This window comes from Streptomyces sp. 8N114 (genome assembly GCF_052245835.1).
GTDB lineage: Bacteria > Actinomycetota > Actinomycetes > Streptomycetales > Streptomycetaceae > Streptomyces.
Genome location: NZ_JBQQBT010000002.1, coordinates 104,202 through 121,625 on the forward strand (window position 1 = coordinate 104,202; position 17,424 = coordinate 121,625).

General features: G+C 70.0%; 17 protein-coding genes. 10 read left to right on the forward strand and 7 right to left on the reverse strand.

The window, feature by feature from the left end; translation table 11 throughout:
• Nucleotides 1–174 precede the first annotated feature (174 nt).
• A complete protein-coding gene (locus ACTWQF_RS06040; protein WP_443277771.1) occupies nucleotides 175–1,977 on the reverse strand; it encodes a thiamine pyrophosphate-requiring protein in 1,803 nt (600 codons plus the stop codon).
• Nucleotides 1,978–2,243: 266 nt separating this feature from the next.
• Here ACTWQF_RS06040 and ACTWQF_RS06045 point away from each other — a divergent pair, with 266 nt between their 5' ends.
• The 3 genes from ACTWQF_RS06045 to ctaF all read left to right on the forward strand — a co-directional run bounded on the left by ACTWQF_RS06045 (nucleotide 2,244) and on the right by ctaF (nucleotide 4,975).
• Nucleotides 2,244–2,411: a hypothetical protein gene (locus ACTWQF_RS06045; RefSeq protein WP_443277773.1), complete on the forward strand. Its 168-nt coding sequence runs from the start codon at nucleotides 2,244–2,246 to the stop codon at nucleotides 2,409–2,411.
• 369 nt (nucleotides 2,412–2,780) lie between these two features.
• Nucleotides 2,781–4,586, forward strand: coding sequence for an aa3-type cytochrome oxidase subunit I (ctaD, locus tag ACTWQF_RS06050; protein ID WP_443277775.1), 1,806 nt, complete (start codon nucleotides 2,781–2,783; stop codon nucleotides 4,584–4,586).
• Nucleotides 4,586–4,975 carry an aa3-type cytochrome oxidase subunit IV gene (gene ctaF / locus ACTWQF_RS06055; RefSeq protein ID WP_443277777.1) on the forward strand — a complete coding sequence of 130 codons (390 nt, stop codon included), beginning with the start codon at nucleotides 4,586–4,588 and terminating at the stop codon, nucleotides 4,973–4,975. Before ctaD ends, ctaF begins: the two co-directional genes overlap by 1 nt.
• Here ctaF and qcrB read toward each other — a convergent pair.
• Both qcrB and ACTWQF_RS06065 read right to left on the reverse strand, forming a co-directional pair.
• Nucleotides 4,920–6,617 carry a cytochrome bc1 complex cytochrome b subunit gene (qcrB, locus tag ACTWQF_RS06060; RefSeq protein ID WP_443277779.1) on the reverse strand — a complete coding sequence of 566 codons (1,698 nt, stop codon included), beginning with the start codon at nucleotides 6,615–6,617 and terminating at the stop codon, nucleotides 4,920–4,922. The two genes, ctaF and qcrB, sit on opposite strands and share 56 nt — an antisense overlap.
• 168 nt (nucleotides 6,618–6,785) lie before the next feature.
• Nucleotides 6,786–7,202: a CBS domain-containing protein gene (locus tag ACTWQF_RS06065; RefSeq protein WP_443277781.1), complete on the reverse strand. Its 417-nt coding sequence runs from the start codon at nucleotides 7,200–7,202 to the stop codon at nucleotides 6,786–6,788.
• 181 nt (nucleotides 7,203–7,383) lie between these two features.
• On the opposite strand from ACTWQF_RS06065, the gene ACTWQF_RS06070 reads away from it, so the two are divergent.
• The 3 genes from ACTWQF_RS06070 to ACTWQF_RS06080 all read left to right on the forward strand — a co-directional run bounded on the left by ACTWQF_RS06070 (nucleotide 7,384) and on the right by ACTWQF_RS06080 (nucleotide 11,710).
• A complete protein-coding gene (locus tag ACTWQF_RS06070) occupies nucleotides 7,384–8,298 on the forward strand; it encodes a Rieske 2Fe-2S domain-containing protein (protein ID WP_443277783.1) in 915 nt (304 codons plus the stop codon).
• Between the two features lie 158 nt (nucleotides 8,299–8,456).
• Nucleotides 8,457–10,703: a catalase gene (locus tag ACTWQF_RS06075; protein WP_443277785.1), complete on the forward strand. Its 2,247-nt coding sequence runs from the start codon at nucleotides 8,457–8,459 to the stop codon at nucleotides 10,701–10,703.
• A gap of 86 nt (nucleotides 10,704–10,789) precedes the next feature.
• Nucleotides 10,790–11,710, forward strand: coding sequence for an SDR family oxidoreductase (locus ACTWQF_RS06080; RefSeq protein ID WP_443277787.1), 921 nt, complete (start codon nucleotides 10,790–10,792; stop codon nucleotides 11,708–11,710).
• Between the two features lie 34 nt (nucleotides 11,711–11,744).
• Here ACTWQF_RS06080 and ACTWQF_RS06085 read toward each other — a convergent pair whose 3' ends face one another.
• A complete protein-coding gene (locus tag ACTWQF_RS06085) occupies nucleotides 11,745–12,050 on the reverse strand; it encodes a CDGSH iron-sulfur domain-containing protein (protein ID WP_443277789.1) in 306 nt (101 codons plus the stop codon).
• On the reverse strand, nucleotides 12,031–12,684 hold the full coding sequence (locus tag ACTWQF_RS06090) for a HemK2/MTQ2 family protein methyltransferase (protein ID WP_443277791.1): 654 nt from the start codon (nucleotides 12,682–12,684) through the stop codon (nucleotides 12,031–12,033). Before ACTWQF_RS06090 ends, ACTWQF_RS06085 begins: the two co-directional genes overlap by 20 nt.
• A gap of 142 nt (nucleotides 12,685–12,826) precedes the next feature.
• On the opposite strand from ACTWQF_RS06090, the gene ACTWQF_RS06095 reads away from it, so the two are divergent.
• On the forward strand, nucleotides 12,827–13,423 hold the full coding sequence (locus tag ACTWQF_RS06095; protein ID WP_443277793.1) for a hemerythrin domain-containing protein: 597 nt from the start codon (nucleotides 12,827–12,829) through the stop codon (nucleotides 13,421–13,423).
• Nucleotides 13,424–13,425: 2 nt separating this feature from the next.
• Here the strand turns inward: ACTWQF_RS06095 and ACTWQF_RS06100 are convergent, their stop codons facing one another.
• Complete coding sequence (locus tag ACTWQF_RS06100) at nucleotides 13,426–14,517, reverse strand: YihY/virulence factor BrkB family protein (RefSeq protein WP_443277795.1); 1,092 nt, start codon at nucleotides 14,515–14,517, stop codon at nucleotides 13,426–13,428.
• 340 nt (nucleotides 14,518–14,857) lie between these two features.
• Nucleotides 14,858–15,340, reverse strand: a complete 483-nt coding sequence (locus tag ACTWQF_RS06105; RefSeq protein ID WP_443277797.1) for an SPW repeat protein — start codon at nucleotides 15,338–15,340, stop codon at nucleotides 14,858–14,860.
• A 496-nt stretch (nucleotides 15,341–15,836) separates the two neighbouring features.
• Here ACTWQF_RS06105 and ACTWQF_RS06110 point away from each other — a divergent pair, with 496 nt between their 5' ends.
• From ACTWQF_RS06110 to ACTWQF_RS06120, 3 genes are read left to right on the forward strand one after another with little or no spacing between them, the layout of a single operon-like run.
• A complete protein-coding gene (locus tag ACTWQF_RS06110; RefSeq protein ID WP_443277798.1) occupies nucleotides 15,837–16,331 on the forward strand; it encodes a protein kinase domain-containing protein in 495 nt (164 codons plus the stop codon).
• Nucleotides 16,332–16,384: 53 nt separating this feature from the next.
• The gene (locus ACTWQF_RS06115; RefSeq protein WP_443278473.1) at nucleotides 16,385–16,840 is read left to right on the forward strand and encodes an outer membrane protein assembly factor BamB family protein; all 456 of its coding nucleotides are present in this window, start codon (nucleotides 16,385–16,387) and stop codon (nucleotides 16,838–16,840) included.
• Entirely contained in the window at nucleotides 16,789–17,241 is a 453-nt protein-coding gene (locus ACTWQF_RS06120) for an outer membrane protein assembly factor BamB family protein (protein ID WP_443277800.1), read from the forward strand. Before ACTWQF_RS06115 ends, ACTWQF_RS06120 begins: the two co-directional genes overlap by 52 nt.
• Nucleotides 17,242–17,424: the final 183 nt, after the last annotated feature.

The following is a 17,424-nucleotide window of genomic DNA, read 5'->3' on the forward strand; positions in this document are numbered from 1 at the left end:
CTTCATGCCTTGCCCTCGCCCATTCTGGGCAGAGGGCTGCCCCTGCCGGACGCCCGCAGACTGCGGGTGCCTGGTGGCTGGGCGCGCAGTTCCCCGCGCCCCTTACGGGGCGCGTCCACGACGGCGAGGGTGCGGCGGAATCGTCGAAAGCCGCAACCACAACGTCCGACTCCCTCAATGTTTGCGGCCCGGCAGATGCTCGGTGACCTCCGTCAGCTTTTGGCGAAAGCCGCGCGCCGCGATACCGCCGCGTTCGGGATCGCGAATCCCCGCCTTGACGGCCTTCTTGGCCTGCTCCTTCATGATGTGCGGCGGGATCGGGGCGATCTCGTTGTCCACCACGAACTCCAGCACGACCGGGCGGTCGGCCGCCAGCGCCTCCTCCCAGGAGGAGGTGACCTTCTTCGGCTCGTCGCAGCGGATACCGCGCAGCCCCGCCAGCTCCGCGTACTCGGCGTACGGGAAGTCCGGGATGTACTGGGAGCCCGGGTACTTGGGGTCGCCGCCCATGGCGCGCTGTTCCCAGGTGACCTGGTTGAGGTCCTGGTTGTTGAGGACGCAGAAGACCAGCGGCGGTGAGCCCGCCATCCGGTCCGCATAGCGCTTGACGGTGATCATCTCGTTCATGCCGTTCATCTGGAAGGCACCGTCACCGACGAAGGCGATCACCGGCCGGTCCGGGTAGGCGAAGCGCGCCGCGATCGCGTACGGAACTCCAGGGCCCATGGTGGCCAGGGTGCCGGAGAGGGAAGCCTGCATTCCCTTGCGGAGCTTGATGTGGCGCGCCCACCAGTTGGTCGCCGAGCCCGAGTCCGCGGTGAGGATGGCGCCGTCCGGCAGCAGCGAGGAGACCTCGTGGGCCACCGCCTGCGGATTGATCTTGCCGTCGAAGGTCTGCGCGGCCCGCTTCTCCAGGACGGCGTTCCAGGCGCGGATGTTCTCCTCGATCTGCTTGCGCCAGGAGCGGTCCTCCTTGCGCTGCAGCAGCGGGATCAGCTCCCTGAGCGTCTCCTGGGAGTCGCCGACCAGATGTGCGTCCATGGGGTACCGGATGCCGATCATCCGGCCGTCGATATCGATCTCGACGCCCTTGCACTGGCCCTCGTCGGGCAGCCACTCCGCGTACGGGAAGCTGCTGCCGATCATGAACAAAGTGTCGCAGTTCATGATCATGTCGTCGCTGGCCTTGCTGCCCAGCAGCCCGATCGGGCCCGTCACGAACGGCAGGTCGTCCGGGACGACTTCGCGGCCCAGCAGCGCCTTGGCGACCCCCGCGCCCAGCAGTTCGGCCACTTCGACGACCTCGGCCTCGGCGTCGGCGGCGCCCTGGCCGATGAGGATGGCGACCTTCTTGCCCTCGTTGAGGATGTCGGCGGCCTTGCGCAGCTCGTCCTTGTTGGGCAGCACCCGCGGCCGGCTCCAGCCGACGCTGGAGTAGACCGAGCCGTGCGTCTTGGGCGGGGAGGGCTGCGCCTCCGACTCCTGGATGTCCTCAGGAACGATGACCGTGGCGACGCCGCGCGTCGTCAGTGCCGTCTTGAACGCGGAGTCGAGCACATGCCGCATCTGCCCCGGATGCATCACGATCTGGCAGTACTCCGACACATCCGAGAAGAGCTGTTCGAGGCCGACTTCCTGCTGGTAGTGGGTGCCCTGGGCGAGCCGTTTCTGCTGCCCGACGATGGCCACCACCGGCTGGTGGTCCAGCTTGGCGTCGTAGAGCCCGTTGAGCAGATGGATCGCGCCGGGTCCCGACGTGGCGGCGCAGACCCCGACCTCACCGGTGAACTTGGCGTGCCCGCACGCCATGAACGCGGCCATCTCCTCGTGCCGGGTCTGGATGAACTCCGGATCGCCCTTGGCGCGGTCGAAGGCGCCCAGCATGCCGTTGATGCCGTCGCCGGGGTACCCGAAGACCCGGTGCACGCCCCATTCGCGGAGGCGCTGAAGAACGTAGTCGGCTACTTGCTGCGCCATTGGTACTCCCATTCACATGGTCGACGCGACGGTCCCGGCCCGGGTCCCACGCCGCGGACGCCCGCAAACGCGTCGCTGCTCAGCTATGGGGACCGTTTCACGGCCGGTGGGCGAGGTACCCATGACCGCGCGCGGTCGCCGCCGGGTGGACCGCGGAGAGCCGAGGGACAGCAGAGGGAGGCCGCGAAAGGTGCTGGGCCGTTCACCGGGCTCGGTTTCACCCACGGTGACGGCTCGATCGACGAACGTGATTGAAGGCGACCCGCATGGCCCACACACCCGACCGCACCAGCACCTCGCACCTGCCCCGCACCTCGCGTACCGGGGAGATCCCCGCCAAGACCGACCCCGCGGTCCCCGGGCCGCCACGTGCCGGCCGGCTGATCGCCGTCGGGAAACTGGCCAGGGCCCTCACGGGCCGGAGCGCACGGTGAAGCCCGCACCGCCCTGGTACCGCCGCGCCGCGCGCCTCGGGGCACCCGCCGTCTTGGCCGCGGGTGCGGCAGCCCTGGCTGTGGGCCGCGCTGCCCGGAGCTGAGTGGGTGATCAGCCGCGGACATGCGCTCCCCCGCCCCGGGGCGGTTCACCCGCAAGGGGGTTCATGTCACCCCGATCCGGTTTCCGCACCGGCAAGCGGGCTACTCCTGTCGTTGCGGTGCTCGCACCTCCGCCGGACCCTCTCCCCCAGCCTTCGGCCGGGAGGTGCCCCCAGTGGTTGCTCGCCGCTCCGGCGGAAACAAACGCGAGGCTGCGCCTCAGGGGCTGCCGCAACCGGGGGCGGTGGGGGCGCAGCCCCCGCCACCATGTCCGCCGCGACGGCGAGCAACCACAGCGATCCAGGGTCCGGCGGAAAGTCGGCGGGCCCAACCACAACGTTCGGCCGAATCGCGGAGGCGACAGTGCGGTGGTTGACGACGACCGACCACAAGGTGATCGGCAACCTCTACCTCGTCACGTCCTTCTGCTTCTTCCTCGCCGCCGGCGCGATGGCCCTGATGATGCGGGCCGAGCTGGCCCACCCCGGGATGCAGCTGGTCTCCCAGGAGCAGTACAACCAGCTGTTCACCGTGCACGGCACGATCATGATGCTGCTGTTCGCCACCCCGCTGTTCGCGGGGTTCGCCAACGCCGTCATGCCGCTGCAGATCGGCGCCCCCGATGTCGCCTTCCCCCGGCTGAACGCCTTCACCTACTGGGTGTATCTGTTCGGCGGGCTGATGGTGGTCGGCGGATTCCTGACCCCCAACGGCGCGGCGGACTTCGGCTGGTTCGCGTACGCCCCGCTCAACGGCCCCAAGTACACCCCCAGCACCGGCGGTGATCTGTGGACCATGGGGCTGGCCGTGGCGGGGCTGAGCACCATTCTCGGTGCCGTCAACTTCATCACCACCATCATCTGCCTGCGCGCCCCCGGCATGACGATGTTCCGGATGCCGCTGTTCACCTGGAACGTGCTGTTCACCTCGATCCTGGCGCTGTTCGCCTTCCCGGTGCTGTCGGCGGCGCTGCTGGCGCTGGAGGCGGACCGGAAGTTCGGCTCGCACATCTACGACCCGGCCAACGGCGGCGCGATCCTGTGGCAGCACATGTTCTGGTTCTTCGGGCACCCGGAGGTCTACATCGTCGCGCTGCCGTTCTTCGGCATCATCAGCGAGATCCTGCCGGTCTTCAGCCGTAAGCCGCTGTTCGGCTACATCGGGCTGGTCGCCGCGACGGCCAGCATCGCCATGCTCTCCGCCGTCGTATGGGCGCACCACATGTTCGCCACCGGTGCCGTGCTGCTGCCCTTCTTCTCCCTGATGTCCTTCCTGATCGCCGTGCCGACCGGGGTGAAGTTCTTCAACTGGATCGGCACCATGTGGAAGGGCTCGCTGAGCTTCGAGACACCGATGCTGTGGGCCGTCGGATTCCTCGTCACCTTCCTGCTCGGCGGACTCAGCGGCGTCCTGATCGCCTCCCCGCCGCTGGACTTCCACGCCACCGACAGCTACTTCATCGTCGCCCATCTGCACTACGTCCTCTTCGGCACCGTCGTCTTCGCCATGTTCGGCGGCTTCTACTTCTGGTGGCCGAAGCTGACCGGCCGGATGCTGGGCGAGCGTCTGGGCAAGGTGCACTTCTGGCTGACGCTCGTCGGCTTCCAGACGACGTTCCTGGTGCAGCACTGGCTCGGCGCCAACGGGATGCCGCGCCGGTACGCGGACTATCTGCCGGCCGACGGCTTCACGGCGCTGAACACCGTCTCCTCGATCGGCGCGTTCACCCTCGGCGTGTCCACCCTGGTCTTCCTCTACAACGTCTGGTGGACGACGACACACACCGAGAAGGTCACCGAGGACGACCCCTGGGGCTTCGGGCGCTCCCTGGAGTGGGTGACCTCCTGCCCGCCGCCCCGGCACAACTTCGTCGCCCTGCCCAACATCCGCTCCGACTCGCCCGCCTTCTGGCTGCACCACCCCGAGGCCGAGGAGGGAGCGGCGATCGTGGCCCCGGGCGCGCCGGAGAGCCCCGGAGTGCGGCCCGTGGGCCCTGACGAGCCGCCCAGCCCGCCGACGCCCGCCATGCAGGACCCAGCCTCGAAGCGGACGCCCATGAAGGGGAGCCCCTGATGAAGCTCGAAGCCATTCTGTTCGCCGGCGTCGCGCTCTTCTTCGCCTGCGTCACCATCCCCTACGCGCTCTACGGCGACGATCCGGCGGGCACAGCCGCCGTGCTGATCGCAACTCTGATGGCCTCACTGGTCTCGTTCTTCCTCACGGTGCAGTACAAGCGCCGCGGCGTACGGCCGGAGGACCGCAGGGACGGGGAGATCCACGAGCGGGGCGGGCCGCTGGACTTCTTTCCAGCCCGCAGCCCCTACCCGGTGCTGACCGCGCTGGGCGTGGCGACGCTGGGCACCGGCACCGTCTTCGGCCTGTGGCTGGCCCTGATCGGCGTCGGTCTCACCGGCGCCGGAGTGTTCGGGTTCGCTTTCCAGTACGCGCAGACCGACCACTGACCGCCCGGCCCTTGCGCTGCTCGGCGCGCAGGCCCGAGACCGCGGTCTGGGCGCGCTCGCGCTGGTGGCCGATGGTCCGCCACTGCCGGGCCGGCGAGTCCTGGTAGTACCAGCGGCTGAGCGCCGCCCGCAGCCGCGCTGCGCGGCTCGCCGCCGCCTGTGCGTCGAGCGGGCGCGGGAAGCGCTGGGCCGCCAGCCGGAACTTCTCGGCCTGCGGCAGCGGCTCGTGGTCGGCGCTGAAGGTGCCCTCCACCGACTGCCGCACATGGCTGGTTTCCTCGCCCTCGGTGACGCGCTCGGCGTCCAGCTTCTGCAGGGCCAGACACAGCCGCTTCGCCAGCAGGAACGCCAGCGGCGGCCCCACTACGAGCAGGACGCGGAACGCCCAGGTCAGGGCGTTGAGGGAGACGTCGAAGGTGTGCGCCAGTACATCGTTCCCGCCGGCCAACAGCAGCACGCCGTAGAAGGTCACCCCGGCGACGCCGAGGCCGGTGCGTACGGGACGGTTCCGGGGACGGTCGCACACGTGCGGCGTCTCGTCCCCGCCGGTGATCCACTGCTCGAAGAGGGGATACGCGTACAGGACGAGGAACAGCAGCGCGGGCAGGATGACGGCGGGCACCAGCACGTTCCACATCACGGTGTGCCCGAACAGCGTCGTCTCGAACGGCGGCATCAGCCGCAGTGACCCCTCCAGGAAGCCGACGTACCAGTCCGGCTGCGCGGCCGTGGACACTTGGCCCGGCTGGTACGGCCCGTAGTTCCAGACCGGGTTGATCTGCGCTACCGCGCCGAGGATCCCCAGCGCCCCGGCGACCATGAAGAACAGCCCCGTCGACCGGGCGGCGAACTGCGGCACCATCGCATGGCCGACCACGTTCCTGTTGGTTCTGCCGGGTCCGCTCCAGTGCGTGTGCTGGAGGATCACCACCAGGATGAGATGGGCCACCACCAGGGCGAGCAGCAGCCCCGGGAGCAGCAGGATGTGCAGCGGATAGAGCCGGTCGATGATCTCGTCGCCCGGATACTCACCGCCGAACGCGAACAGCGCGACGTAGGTGCCCACGACGGGGATCGAGAGCATGATGCCCTGCGCGATGCGCAGCCCCGTACCCGAGAGCAGGTCGTCGGGGAGCGAGTAGCCGGAGAAGCCCTCGGCGAGCGCCAGGACGAAGAGCGTCAGCCCGATCACCCAGTTGATGTCCCGCGGCTTGCGGAAGGCCCCCGTGAAGAAGATCCGCAGCATGTGCAGCCCGATGGCGCTGATGAAGATCAGCGCGGCCCAGTGGTGGATCTGACGGACCAGCAGTCCGCCGCGGACCTCGAAGCTGATCTCCAGCGTCGAGGCGTAGGCCACCGACATCGGCCGGCCGCGCAGCGGACGATAGGCGCCGTCATAGCGGATCTGCGTCATGTCCGCGTCGAAGAACAGGGTGAGGTAGACCCCCGTCATCAGCAGGACGAGAAGACTGTAGAGGGCGAGCTCCCCGAGGAGGAAGGACCAGTGCTCGGGGAACGCCTTGCGCAGCAGCGCCTTCCCACCCGCGGCCACGGGCAGTCTCTGGTCCGCGGCTTTGAACCCGCGCTCGGCGGCCTTGCGCAGTGCGGCCCGCCGGGCGGCACGGGCCCGAGAGTGTGTCATGCGGTCGCCCTCCTCGAAGACCGCATACCTCAGTGCCCCGCCGCCCAGGCGGCAAACGCCCCGGGTGCCCGGTTGCCTCGTACGCCCCCGCCACGGCACACCAACGGCGGCGAACGCGGCCCGGATCGCGGTTCGGACCGCGGACCGAACCGCGGGCTGCCCCCCCGGTCAGTCCGCCGAGAGGGCCTCCAGCAGCCGCCCCGTCTCCGGGTGCGGCAGGGAGCGGGCGACATCGGCGACCGCGACCATTCCGACGAGCTGGTCACCGTCGATCACCGGGAGCCGTCGCACCTGGTGCCGCGACATGGTCTCCAGCACCTCCTCGGTGCTGTCGTCGGCGCCGATGGTGACGGCCTCCGCCTGGTTCAGGCTGCCGGCGGGGAAGGTCGCCGGATCGCGGCCGGGCCCCAGCACCTTGACCACCAGATCGCGGTCGGTGACGACACCCTTGAGCTTGTTGTCCTTCCCGCAGATGGGCAGCGCACCCACGCCCAGCTCGGTCATCAGCTCCGCCGCGTCCGCCGCTGTCTGGTCGGTCCGCACACAGTCGGCGCCGGGGCTCATGATGTCGTGTGCCGTAGTCATCTCGACTCCTTGCTGCTCGGTGGACTTCGGTCTCTGCTCGATGGACCTCCGCCCGGGTCCCCATGCCGCAAGGCGCCGAAACAGGGGCACGACACAGCCAGGGCGTGCCGGAACGGCGGCTGACAGAGTGGTGCGCGGCGCGGACCGTTTGTCCATGGCCAGGTGTGGCAACCGGAGCGATATGTCCTCCGAAACGTCGTCCAAGTCGTCCGAGACATCGGCTGCAACGCCGTCCGAAGCTTCTTCGCTCCCCGCGTGGCTCGACAGGCTGGGTACGCTCAGCGCCCTGGACCCCGCGATCGGCCCGCTCCAGAGCGCCGTCAAGAAGAGTCCGCTCAGCAGGTTCCGCGACGTACTGCACGGCACCTGGCTGGGACACCCGCTGCACCCCGCGCTGGTGCAGGTCCCCATCGGTGCCTGGTCCTCGGCGGCGCTGCTGGACCTGTTGCCCGGTACGCGCCGCGCCGGCCGGGTGCTGATCGGCACCGGGGTGCTCGCCGCGCTTCCCGCGGCGGTCAGCGGCGCGACCGACTGGACAGAGCTGCACAAGCCGCAGTTGCGTGTGGGACTGGTCCACGCGGCGGCCAACGTCGCGGCCCTCGGTCTGTACACGGCTTCCCTGGCGGCCCGGCTGCGCGGCCGCGAGTGCCGGGGGCGGCTGCTGGGCTTCGGGGGGCTGACCGTCGCCGGTGTGGGCGGGCTGATCGGCGGCCACCTCGCCTTCCGGCAGTCGGCGGGCCCCAACAAGACCGAGCCGGTGCCGCACCTCGTCGAACCCGGCTGGCACCCGGTGGGCAAGGCCGACAGTTTCCCCGTCGGCCAGCCGGCGAGCGCCATGCTCGGCGAGGTCGGGTTGCTGGTCTACCGCGAGCCCGGGGGGCCGGTACGGGTGCTGGCCGACCGGTGCGCCCACCAGTCGGGCCCGCTGTCCCAGGGCACGGTGGCCGAGGGCTGTGTGACCTGCCCCTGGCACGGCAGCACCTTCCGGCTCTCGGACGGCTGGAACGTACGCGGCCCCGCCACCGCACCGCAGCCCAGCTTCGAGGCACGGGAGCGGGACGGCATGCTGGAGGTGCGCCTGCCGGAAGCGGGCTGAGGCGCAGCGGCGACCAGTTGACGCCCTGTCAGTTCCCTGCGCCGAGCGAGCTTCCGGGGCCCTGCGGCATCAGCGGATACTTCCGAGACCTCCCGTTTCGGGGCGGGACGGCCGGGTTACCCCTGCGGTGGTCCGTCTCACTCGCTCTTGGAGGTCCCATGGCCGGCCCGGCCCACGAGAACCGGAACGAAGGGGAGCCGTTCATCCCCGGACGTCCAGCGCCCGAAGCACCCCCCGTCGAGGAGCCGACCACCCCGCGCGAGCCGCTGCCGCCCAAACAGGACCAGTCGGGCCCCGAGGTCTACTCCGCCACCGGCGAGCACGCCGATGTTGACCCCGCGGTATGGGCCCAGACGGGCGGCCGGCTCACCACGGCGCAGGGCCTGCGGCTGTACGACACCGACCACTCCCTCAAGGCCGGTGAGCGCGGGCCCGTACTGCTTCAGGACCACCATCTGCGGGAGAAGATCACCCACTTCGACCACGAACGGATCCCGGAGCGGGTGGTGCACGCCAGGGGCGCCGCGGCGCACGGTGTCTTCCGCGGCTACGGCACCGGCTCGAAGATCTGCAAGGCGGCCTTCCTCGGCAAGGACGTCGAGACCCCGGTCTTCGTACGCTTCTCCACCGTGCTCGGCTCCCGCGGCTCCGCCGACACGGTGCGGGACACCCGCGGGTTCGCGACCAAGTTCTACACCGCGCAGGGCACCTTCGACCTCGTCGGGAACAACATCCCGGTCTTCTTCATCCAGGACGCCATCAAGTTCCCCGACGTCATCCACGCCGGCAAGCCGCATCCGGACCGGGAGATCCCGCAGGCGCAGAGCGCGCACGACACCTTCTGGGACTTCGTCTCGCTGCACACCGAGGCCACCCACCACACCATCTGGGCCATGTCCGACCGGGCCATCCCGCGTTCGTTCCGGATGATGGAGGGCTTCGGCGTGCACACCTTCCGGCTCGTCGACGAGCAGGGCGGCACCACGCTGGTGAAGTTCCACTGGAAGCCCAGGCTCGGTGTGCATTCGATGACCTGGGAGGAAGCCCAGATCACCGGCGGCATGGACCCGGACTTCCACCGCCGGGACCTGGCCGACGCCATCGAGGCGGGTGCCTTTCCGGAGTGGGAGCTGGGCATCCAGACCTTCCCCGACACCTCCGATCAGACGTTCAAGGGCATCGATCTGCTCGACCCGACCAAGATCGTGCCCGAGGAGTGGGCACCGGTGCAGCCCCTCGGGCTGATGACGCTCACCGCCAACCCCTCCAACTTCTTCGCCGAGACCGAGCAGGTCGCCTTCCACCCCGGTCATCTGGTGCCCGGCATCGACATCACCGACGATCCGCTGCTGGCCGGTCGGCTCTTCTCGTACATCGACACCCAGATCACCCGGCTGGGCGGTCCCAACTTCGCGCAGCTGCCCATCAACCGGCCGCATGCACCGATCAACGACATGACGCGGGACGGTATGCACCAGACCGCGGTGCACAGCGGCGTGGCGCCCTACCGCCCCAACTCGCTGGACGGCGGCTGCCCGTTCCTGGCGGGCCCCGGGGAGGGGGCCTACGTGGAGAGCCCGGTCACCGTCCCGCAGGCGTCCAAGGTGCGGGCAGCCCCCGCCTCCTTCAGCGACCACACCAGCCACCCGCGGCGCTTCTACCTCAGCCTCAGCCCGGTCGAGCGGGAGCACGTCATCGCCGCGTACACCTTCGAGCTGAGCAAGTGTTACGAGCAGTCCATCAAGGAGCGCCAGCTGCGGGTGCTCGCCGATATCGACCCGGAGCTGTGCGCCTCGGTGGCGGCCGGGCTCGGCCTCCCGGCGCCCGACCCCTCCGGCCCGCTCCCCGATGTGTCCCCCAGCCCGGCGCTGTCCCAAGTCGGCCGCAGCTGGCCCACCGACGGGCGGGTCGTCGGCATCGTCGCCGACGAGAACAGCGACCTGGCGGCGCTTTCCACGCTGCGTACCACCATCCACGACGGTGGCATGGTGCCGCTCGTCATCGCCCCGCACGGCGGTGAACTCGCGGGCGCCGGCGGGCCCGTCGTCGTCCAGCGGACCTTCGCAGGCGCCCGCTCCATCGAGTTCGACGCCGTACTGCTCGCCGCGGCACCCGGCGTCGGTGGTGACGCCTACGGGGCCCGCGACGCCAAAGCGGGCCTGCACACCGGCAGCGGCGGCATCGACCCGCGCGTCCTGCTGCTGGTCTCCGAGGCGTTCCGGCACGCCAAGGCGCTGGGCGCGTGGGGAGCCGGCGCCGACGTGCTCGCCGCGGCCGGGTGCCCGCAGGACGCGCCCGGCGTCGTGGTGGCCGACGACCCGCGCTCCGTGTTCAGCCGGGTCACCGAGCTGCTGGCCGAGCACCGGGCCTGGGACCGCTTCCCGGCGGGCGCATCCGCGCACTGACATCCGGCGGCCGGGCTCGGAACCGCCCTCCCGACCCGCCCGCCCCTCCCTGAAGGAGGCGGGCGGGGGCCGACCGACCGCGAACCATGGACGGAGGAGGAAACGTGAGCGCAGCAGGCAACGGCACCCCGCCGACCGGTGGGCACCCCGCAGACAAGTACCCCAAGCCGGAGTTTCCGCAGCAGGAGCAGACCCATCCGGGTGACACCGAAGCCATGGAGCCGCGCCCCGACCACGGCGAGCACAGCTACCGGGGCAGCGGCCGGCTGACCGGCCGGCGCACCCTGATCACCGGCGGGGACTCGGGCATCGGACGCGCCGTCGCGCTCGCCTACGCCCGCGAGGGGGCCGACGTCGCCTTCGGCCATCTGCCCGAGGAGGAGAACGAGGCCCAGGAGACGACCCGGCTGGTGGAGGAGGCGGGCCGCCGCGCCGTCCCCGTGGCCTGCGACATCCGCCAGGAAGCCGAGTGCCGCCGGCTGGTCGACCGCGCGGTGCGGGAGCTCGGCGGGATCGACGTACTCGTCAACAACGCCGCCTTCCAGATGGCACAGTCCGGCGGTATCGACGACATCAGCACCGAGCAGTTCGACCGTGTGATGCGCACCAACCTCTACGGCATGTTCTGGATCACCAAGATGGCGCTCGCGCACATCCCGCAGGGCGGCTGCATCATCAACAGCACCTCGGTGCAGGCGTACCAGCCCAAGCCGCATCTGCTCGACTACGCCATGACCAAGGGTGCCATCGTCACCTTCACCCAGGGTCTCGCGCAGAATCTGGCCGAGCGCGGCATCCGCGTCAACGCCGTCGCGCCCGGCCCGGTGTGGACGCCGCTGATCCCCTCGACGCTCCCCGACACCTCCGAGTTCGGCGCCAAGAGCCTGCTGCAACGGCCCGCGCAGCCCGCAGAGATGGCGCCGGGCTATGTCTTCCTCGCTTCCGAGGACGCCAACTACGTGACGGCGGAGATCCTCAACGCCACCGGCGGCACCCCGCTGCCCTGAGACCACCGGGTGGCTGTCCCTCCGTCACGTCCCGTCACGTCCCGCCCCCGTCATGTCGCTCAGCGTCGTCACGTCCCTGAGCGTCGCCGGCCTGGGAGGGGGCCTCCCGGTCGCGGGAGTTGGCTCGGGAGCGGCGGCGGTGGCTGGTGTCGCACCAGGGGTAGGTGCGGCTGCGGCGGCAGGTGCACAGCGCCGTCATGAAGCGGTCGGAGACGACCGTACGCCCGTCGTCGAGCCGGACCTCCACAGGGCCCTCCACCAGCACGGGTCCGCCCTGCTCCAGGGTCACACGCCGTCGGTCGCGGCGTGGCTCGTTCTGCTCACCGGGTGCGGTCGGCACGGATGACCACCAGTTCCTCGTGTCGCTGTCCAGGGGCGATCAGTTGCCGCTGCTCCAGCCAGTGCGCCCGTTCCCGAAGCAGCGGGCCGAACGGCTGGATACGGCGTGCGGTCACCGCCGCCTTCAGCCCGCCCTGGTGCAGCATGTCCAGCGTCCGCTGCGGACCGCACAGCGCGGAGTGCACCACCAGCAGTACCCCGTGCACGGCGAGCAACTGCGGTGCGGCCTGGCACAGCCGGTCCAGCACCCTGCGTCCGTCCCGTCCGGCGTTCCAGGCGCGCGCCCGGCGCCCGGCGTTCCTGTCCGGCTCCGCGTGCGGTACGTACGGAGGGTTGGCGGTCACGATGTCGAAGCGGCCCGCAGCGTGTGCCAGGAAGTCACCGCGGTGCGCCCGGACGGGCAGCTTCCGCAACCGGGCGTTCCAGGCGGCCGCCAGCGCGGCCCGCGCCGAGACATCCACGGCGTGCACCTCGGCGGCGCCCAGCCGCGCGCCCGCCAGCGCGACCACTCCGGTGCCGGTGCAGACGTCCAGCATCCGCGTACCGCGCGGTACGGCTGCGTCGTGGAGGGCTTCGAGCAGCAGTTCGGAATCGCCTTGCGGGGCGTACACCCCTGGCAGTCTCAGGAGCCACACGCGCCACGGGGTTCCTTGGCAGCCGCCGGTGAAACGTTCGGTGGCGCTCCGTACCCGGTCGGGCCGCGGAGGTTAGCCGGATACGCCTCGCGGGGACCCGAGGCAAGCCCCGGAACGGCGGGCCGCAGCGGGAGGAGACGCCATGGCACACGGTGGAACGGTCATCGAGGAACTCACCGCCGACCACCGCGAGGTGGAGGAGCTCTTCGCCAAGATCGAGGCGCTGCCGCCCGGACACGAGGCGCGCAAGCACTATGCCGAGCGGGCGGTGATCGAACTGGTGCGGCACTCCGTGGCGGAAGAGGAGTATCTGTACCCGGCCGTACGTTCCCATGTGGTCGGCGGGGAGGCTCTCGCGGACAGGGAGCTGGAGGACCACAAGGGCGTCGAGCGGCTGATGAGGGACCTGGAGGGGCTGGGCGGTGACGACCCGGCCTTCGACCACATCCTGACCAGCCTGATCCAGGAGGTCCGTATCCATGTGCGGGACGAGGAGGACAACCTGTTCCCGCGGCTCAAGGAGGTGCTGCCACCCCCGGAGCTCACCGACCTCGGCGACAAGGTCCGGCACGCCAAGAAGACCGCTCCCACCCGCCCGCACCGCGCGAGCCCTCACGAGCCCCATGCCCTCAAGGCCCTGGCCCCGGGCGTCGGCCTCGTCGACCGCGCCCGCGACGCGTTCACCGGCCGCGGCAAGGTGGAGGAGGAGCCCGACCACCGAGGCGAAGCCCAGCCTTAGCCTCAGCCCGGGCCCGGCCGGCCGGGCGGAGGCTCCTCCCCGGACGCGGGATCGGACGTGGGATCGGACATGGGATCGGGCGGCGGGTCCTCGGCGGGCGGGGCGCCCGGGGGTGGCCGCTGATGGAACTCCACGCTGACGGTCTCGAAGCCCTTGAACGTCTCCGTGGTGGCATAGGAGGCGTACGCCTTCCGGTCGGCCCAGCTCAGCCACACCCGGTCGGTGAACGGCGTCAGCAGGCTGCGAGGCCACAGCCGGTGGGCGCGCACCACGCTCACCTCGGCCGCCACCACGAAGATCAGCGCGCCGAGATAGATCCAGCCGAGCAGACCGAGCACGATTCCGAACATCCCGTACGTCAAGCTCGCCCCGCGCAGCACCTTGGTGGCGTAGTACCCGCCGGCCCACTGCAGCAGCTGCCATGCGCAGGCACCGCCGACGGACTCGGCCCACAGCCGTCGCAGAGCCACCTGATGGTGGGTGAGGAAGGCGTAGGTGGCCAGCAGCAGCGCGGCGTTGAGGGCCACCACCACCAGCGCGATCGTCGCGCGCAGTCCGGTGCCCAGGTCGGTGCCGAACGCCCTGGACTCCGCAGCCGCCAGCGACAGCAGCAGCGTCACGCACAGCCCGCACGCCACCGTCATCAGGAACAGCATCCCTTTCAGCCGTGACTTGAAGGGATCGTGCCGCTTGTACCGGGGTACCGCCCAGATCTTGTTGAGGCCGTACTGCGCGGCCTGCGCGGCTCCCAGGCTGCCATAGAGGCTTCCGGCGACACCGACCGCAAGGGCGATGCCATTGCTGCGGAACGCATGGATACGGCCGCGCAGCTGGTCACCGAGCACCGGGAACTCGCCGAGCACCGAGTTCAGCAGCCGCCTCTGCAGCTCCGGGTTGTCCTCGAGGAAGAAGCCGAGCCCCGAGACGAACAGCAGCAGCAGGGGGAAGATCGACAGGAAGGTGTAGTACGTGAGCAGGGCGACCAGATAGAGGGCCTGGTCGTCGATGACCTTGTAGACGACGGCGAGGGGCAGACCCGCCCAGCGGTGCCGCTGCTGAAAGGCGTCGATCCGCTGCGCCGTGCCCATGCCCATGGCCCGTCGGACGCCTCCTTGACTGCCCGTGTGCCGTGTCGCCGAGCCGCGGCCCTCCACCCGCATGCCGGCTGCGGCCCCTCATCACCCCAGCCAATCCCAGTCCGCCCCGGGCCGCACCCCCTGGGAGCCATCCGGCGGCGGCCGGAAAGCCGGAGCCAAAGCCGGAGTCGGAACCGGGCCGGGGGAGGCGAGCGGGTCGGAGAGGGGAGCGGTCCGGGCCGGGAGCCGGGGCCGGGAAGTCATAGGAAACGGGCGGTGCGGTCGCTCGTCAGACCGCTCCGCCCGTCCTCACGCGCGTCGGATCCCGCGCGTCATGGCTTCTGTCGGTGTCTTGTGTTCACGTCTCCCGTTCGCGTTCGCGCGTCACAGGCGCTGTGCGTCCTGTCGTCTTCCGCTTGCCCATGAGCGCCAACCCCATGATCGCGAATCCGCAGACGGCTGCCACACCTCCCGCGACCACATTGTTGACCACGATCTGCGCCGTATCCGGAGCCCCCTTGATCACCCACTGCGAGATGATCACCCAGACTCCGAGCAGCGGCGCCGTCCAACCCAGCAGATGCGTCCGCTCGTAAGCGGAACCGAACCCGAGGGCGAGCACCGCGAACGCCAGTCCCACGATGAGGTTGCTCACCGTCAGAGTGGTCGATCCGTTGAACCCGACCACCCACGGAGAGATCGCGATGTAGAGACCGGTGAGGAAGGTCAGCCCCTCGACGAGCTGTGCGACCGGAGTGGATCCGGCCTTCTCGTACCGGGCGCGCATCTCCACGAGATCCGGGTGGTGCTCGATGGTGCTGCCGGTAGTAGGCACTGCCATGGTCGTCCTCCTTCCTGGGAGCGCCTGCGGCGAACGGCGGAAACCGTCCACCACCTACCCCGAGTGACCAACAATCGGGATAAATCACCCCATACAGTGTGATTTATATCACATCCGTCCGAGCTGGTCACCCCTGAGTACCCTCTGTGGCTGCAGGGATACGGCTGGCGCAGGCTCGCTCCCCTGCGTCATCCATAGGGGAGGGAATGGAACCGCTGCGTGAGGACGATCCGCGACGGCTCGGACCGTACGCACTCGTCGGTCGCCTGGACTCCGCGGGAAGCGAGATCCGAGCCACCTCGAGCCGGTTTCTGGGACTGATACCTGGTGGCGACCGGACGGCCCTCGTCACCACGGTGCTGCCGGAGTTCCGGGCCGACACCGCTTACGTGCACCGTTTCCGGGACGAAGCCTTGGCCGCCCAGCAGATCGCGTCCGGCAGCCCCTGGCTGCTGCCGATCACCGAGGTCAGCGGGGCGAGTGAGATCGAGGGGGCGTGCGTCCCCGACACGGGGAGGGGCGCGCGGCGCCTGTGTGGAGCGCGTCGCCGTACCGCCCCGCACTTCCGCTACCGATCGTCATCGAGACGTACGGACCGCTGCCGCTCCGCACCGTGGTTGCCGTCGGCACTGCACTCGGCGAAGCCCTCGCCCACCTCCACGCGTCCGGAACCGCTCACGCGGGTGTCACGGCCGAGAACGTCCTGCTGACCGGCGACGGCCCACGCCTCGCGGGCTTCGGCGCCGCCCGGGTCACCGCCCCGGACGGCGAACCCCGTGCCCTGGACCCCTTCCTGGCCCCCGAACTCGTCACGGGCGGACGCCCCCGCCCCTTGGGAGACCTCTACGGGCTGGCCGTGGTCCTCACCTACGCGATGACGCGGCAGCTTCCGCGGAACGCGGGGAAACCGGGGGTTGCCCTCGGCTCCGCCTCTGCCGAGCTCACCCGCTGTGGCGTCGGCAGGGTTCTCCGGTCGAGAAGAGCGGACTGATCGTCGTGGCGGACAGAACCGTCATAGTCGGCGGTGAGACCGGAACCGACGGCATGGTCGCCTTCGATGTCCGCAGCGGCAGGAAGCGGTGGGAGCGGGAGGACATCAGCTCGCCACAGCTTCTCGACGTGGGAAACGGTCACTTCCTGGTCCCGTCGGACGGCGACGACGGCAAGTTCAGCCTCCTCTCGGCGCGCTCCGGAAACATCAAATGGCACGAAAGGACATACACGGCGGACGCCCGTTCCTGCCGAGTTCGGCGACTACCTCGCCGTGCCCAGCCGCGGGGCGGCTGGACCCGTGCTGTCGGGCTCCTCTCTGCTCCTCGCCAATACGGGCCTGAAAGCACCGCTGAAGGACGACCTCACGTACCTCGCCTCGATCCGCGTAACGGCCGTAAGAAATGGCGGAGGACCTATAAGGAACCGGAAATGACTGCGACCAGCTCGCTGTGCCGATGTGCGGGAACCTCCTCGTTGTCGGTCGCGGGGACAGCGTTCGCGGGCTGAAGCTCTCCGACGGCAAGGAACGCTGGCGATTCCCGGTCAGTGGTACCGCGAGTGCCGCGATCGCCGAGCGGAAGGGAACGCTCTACCTCGAGGACTCCAAGTCGACGATCTATGCGATGGATGTCGGGGAAGCGAAACAGCGGTGGCGCCGGAAGCAGAACGCCGGGGAGAAGGAGCCGTTCTTCATCTCCGCAATGACAGGAGCGCGTCAGGACGCACGTTGTTCAGGAGCAGCCCTCTTGAGACCGAGGCATTCGACGCCCGCGACGGATCGCCCCTGTGGAGGCTCGCCATGGCAAGCAGCACACCGGACGCGGACCCGGGGCGCGGTCGTGGCCAGCGCCACAGGCGTCGTCCTCGTCACCGCAGCTGACAGCCTCTACGCACTCCCGGTGGACTGAACTCATGGCCGCGCCCCTCACTCACGACGGCCCCGAACGCCTTGGCACCTACCGGCTCGTCGCCCGCCTCGGCAGCGGCGGTATGGACACCGTCTACCTGGGCCGCTCCCCGCGGGGCCGGACGGTCGCGCTCAAGACAATGCACCCCGACATCGCCGCGCAGCGGAGTTCCGGACCCGCTTC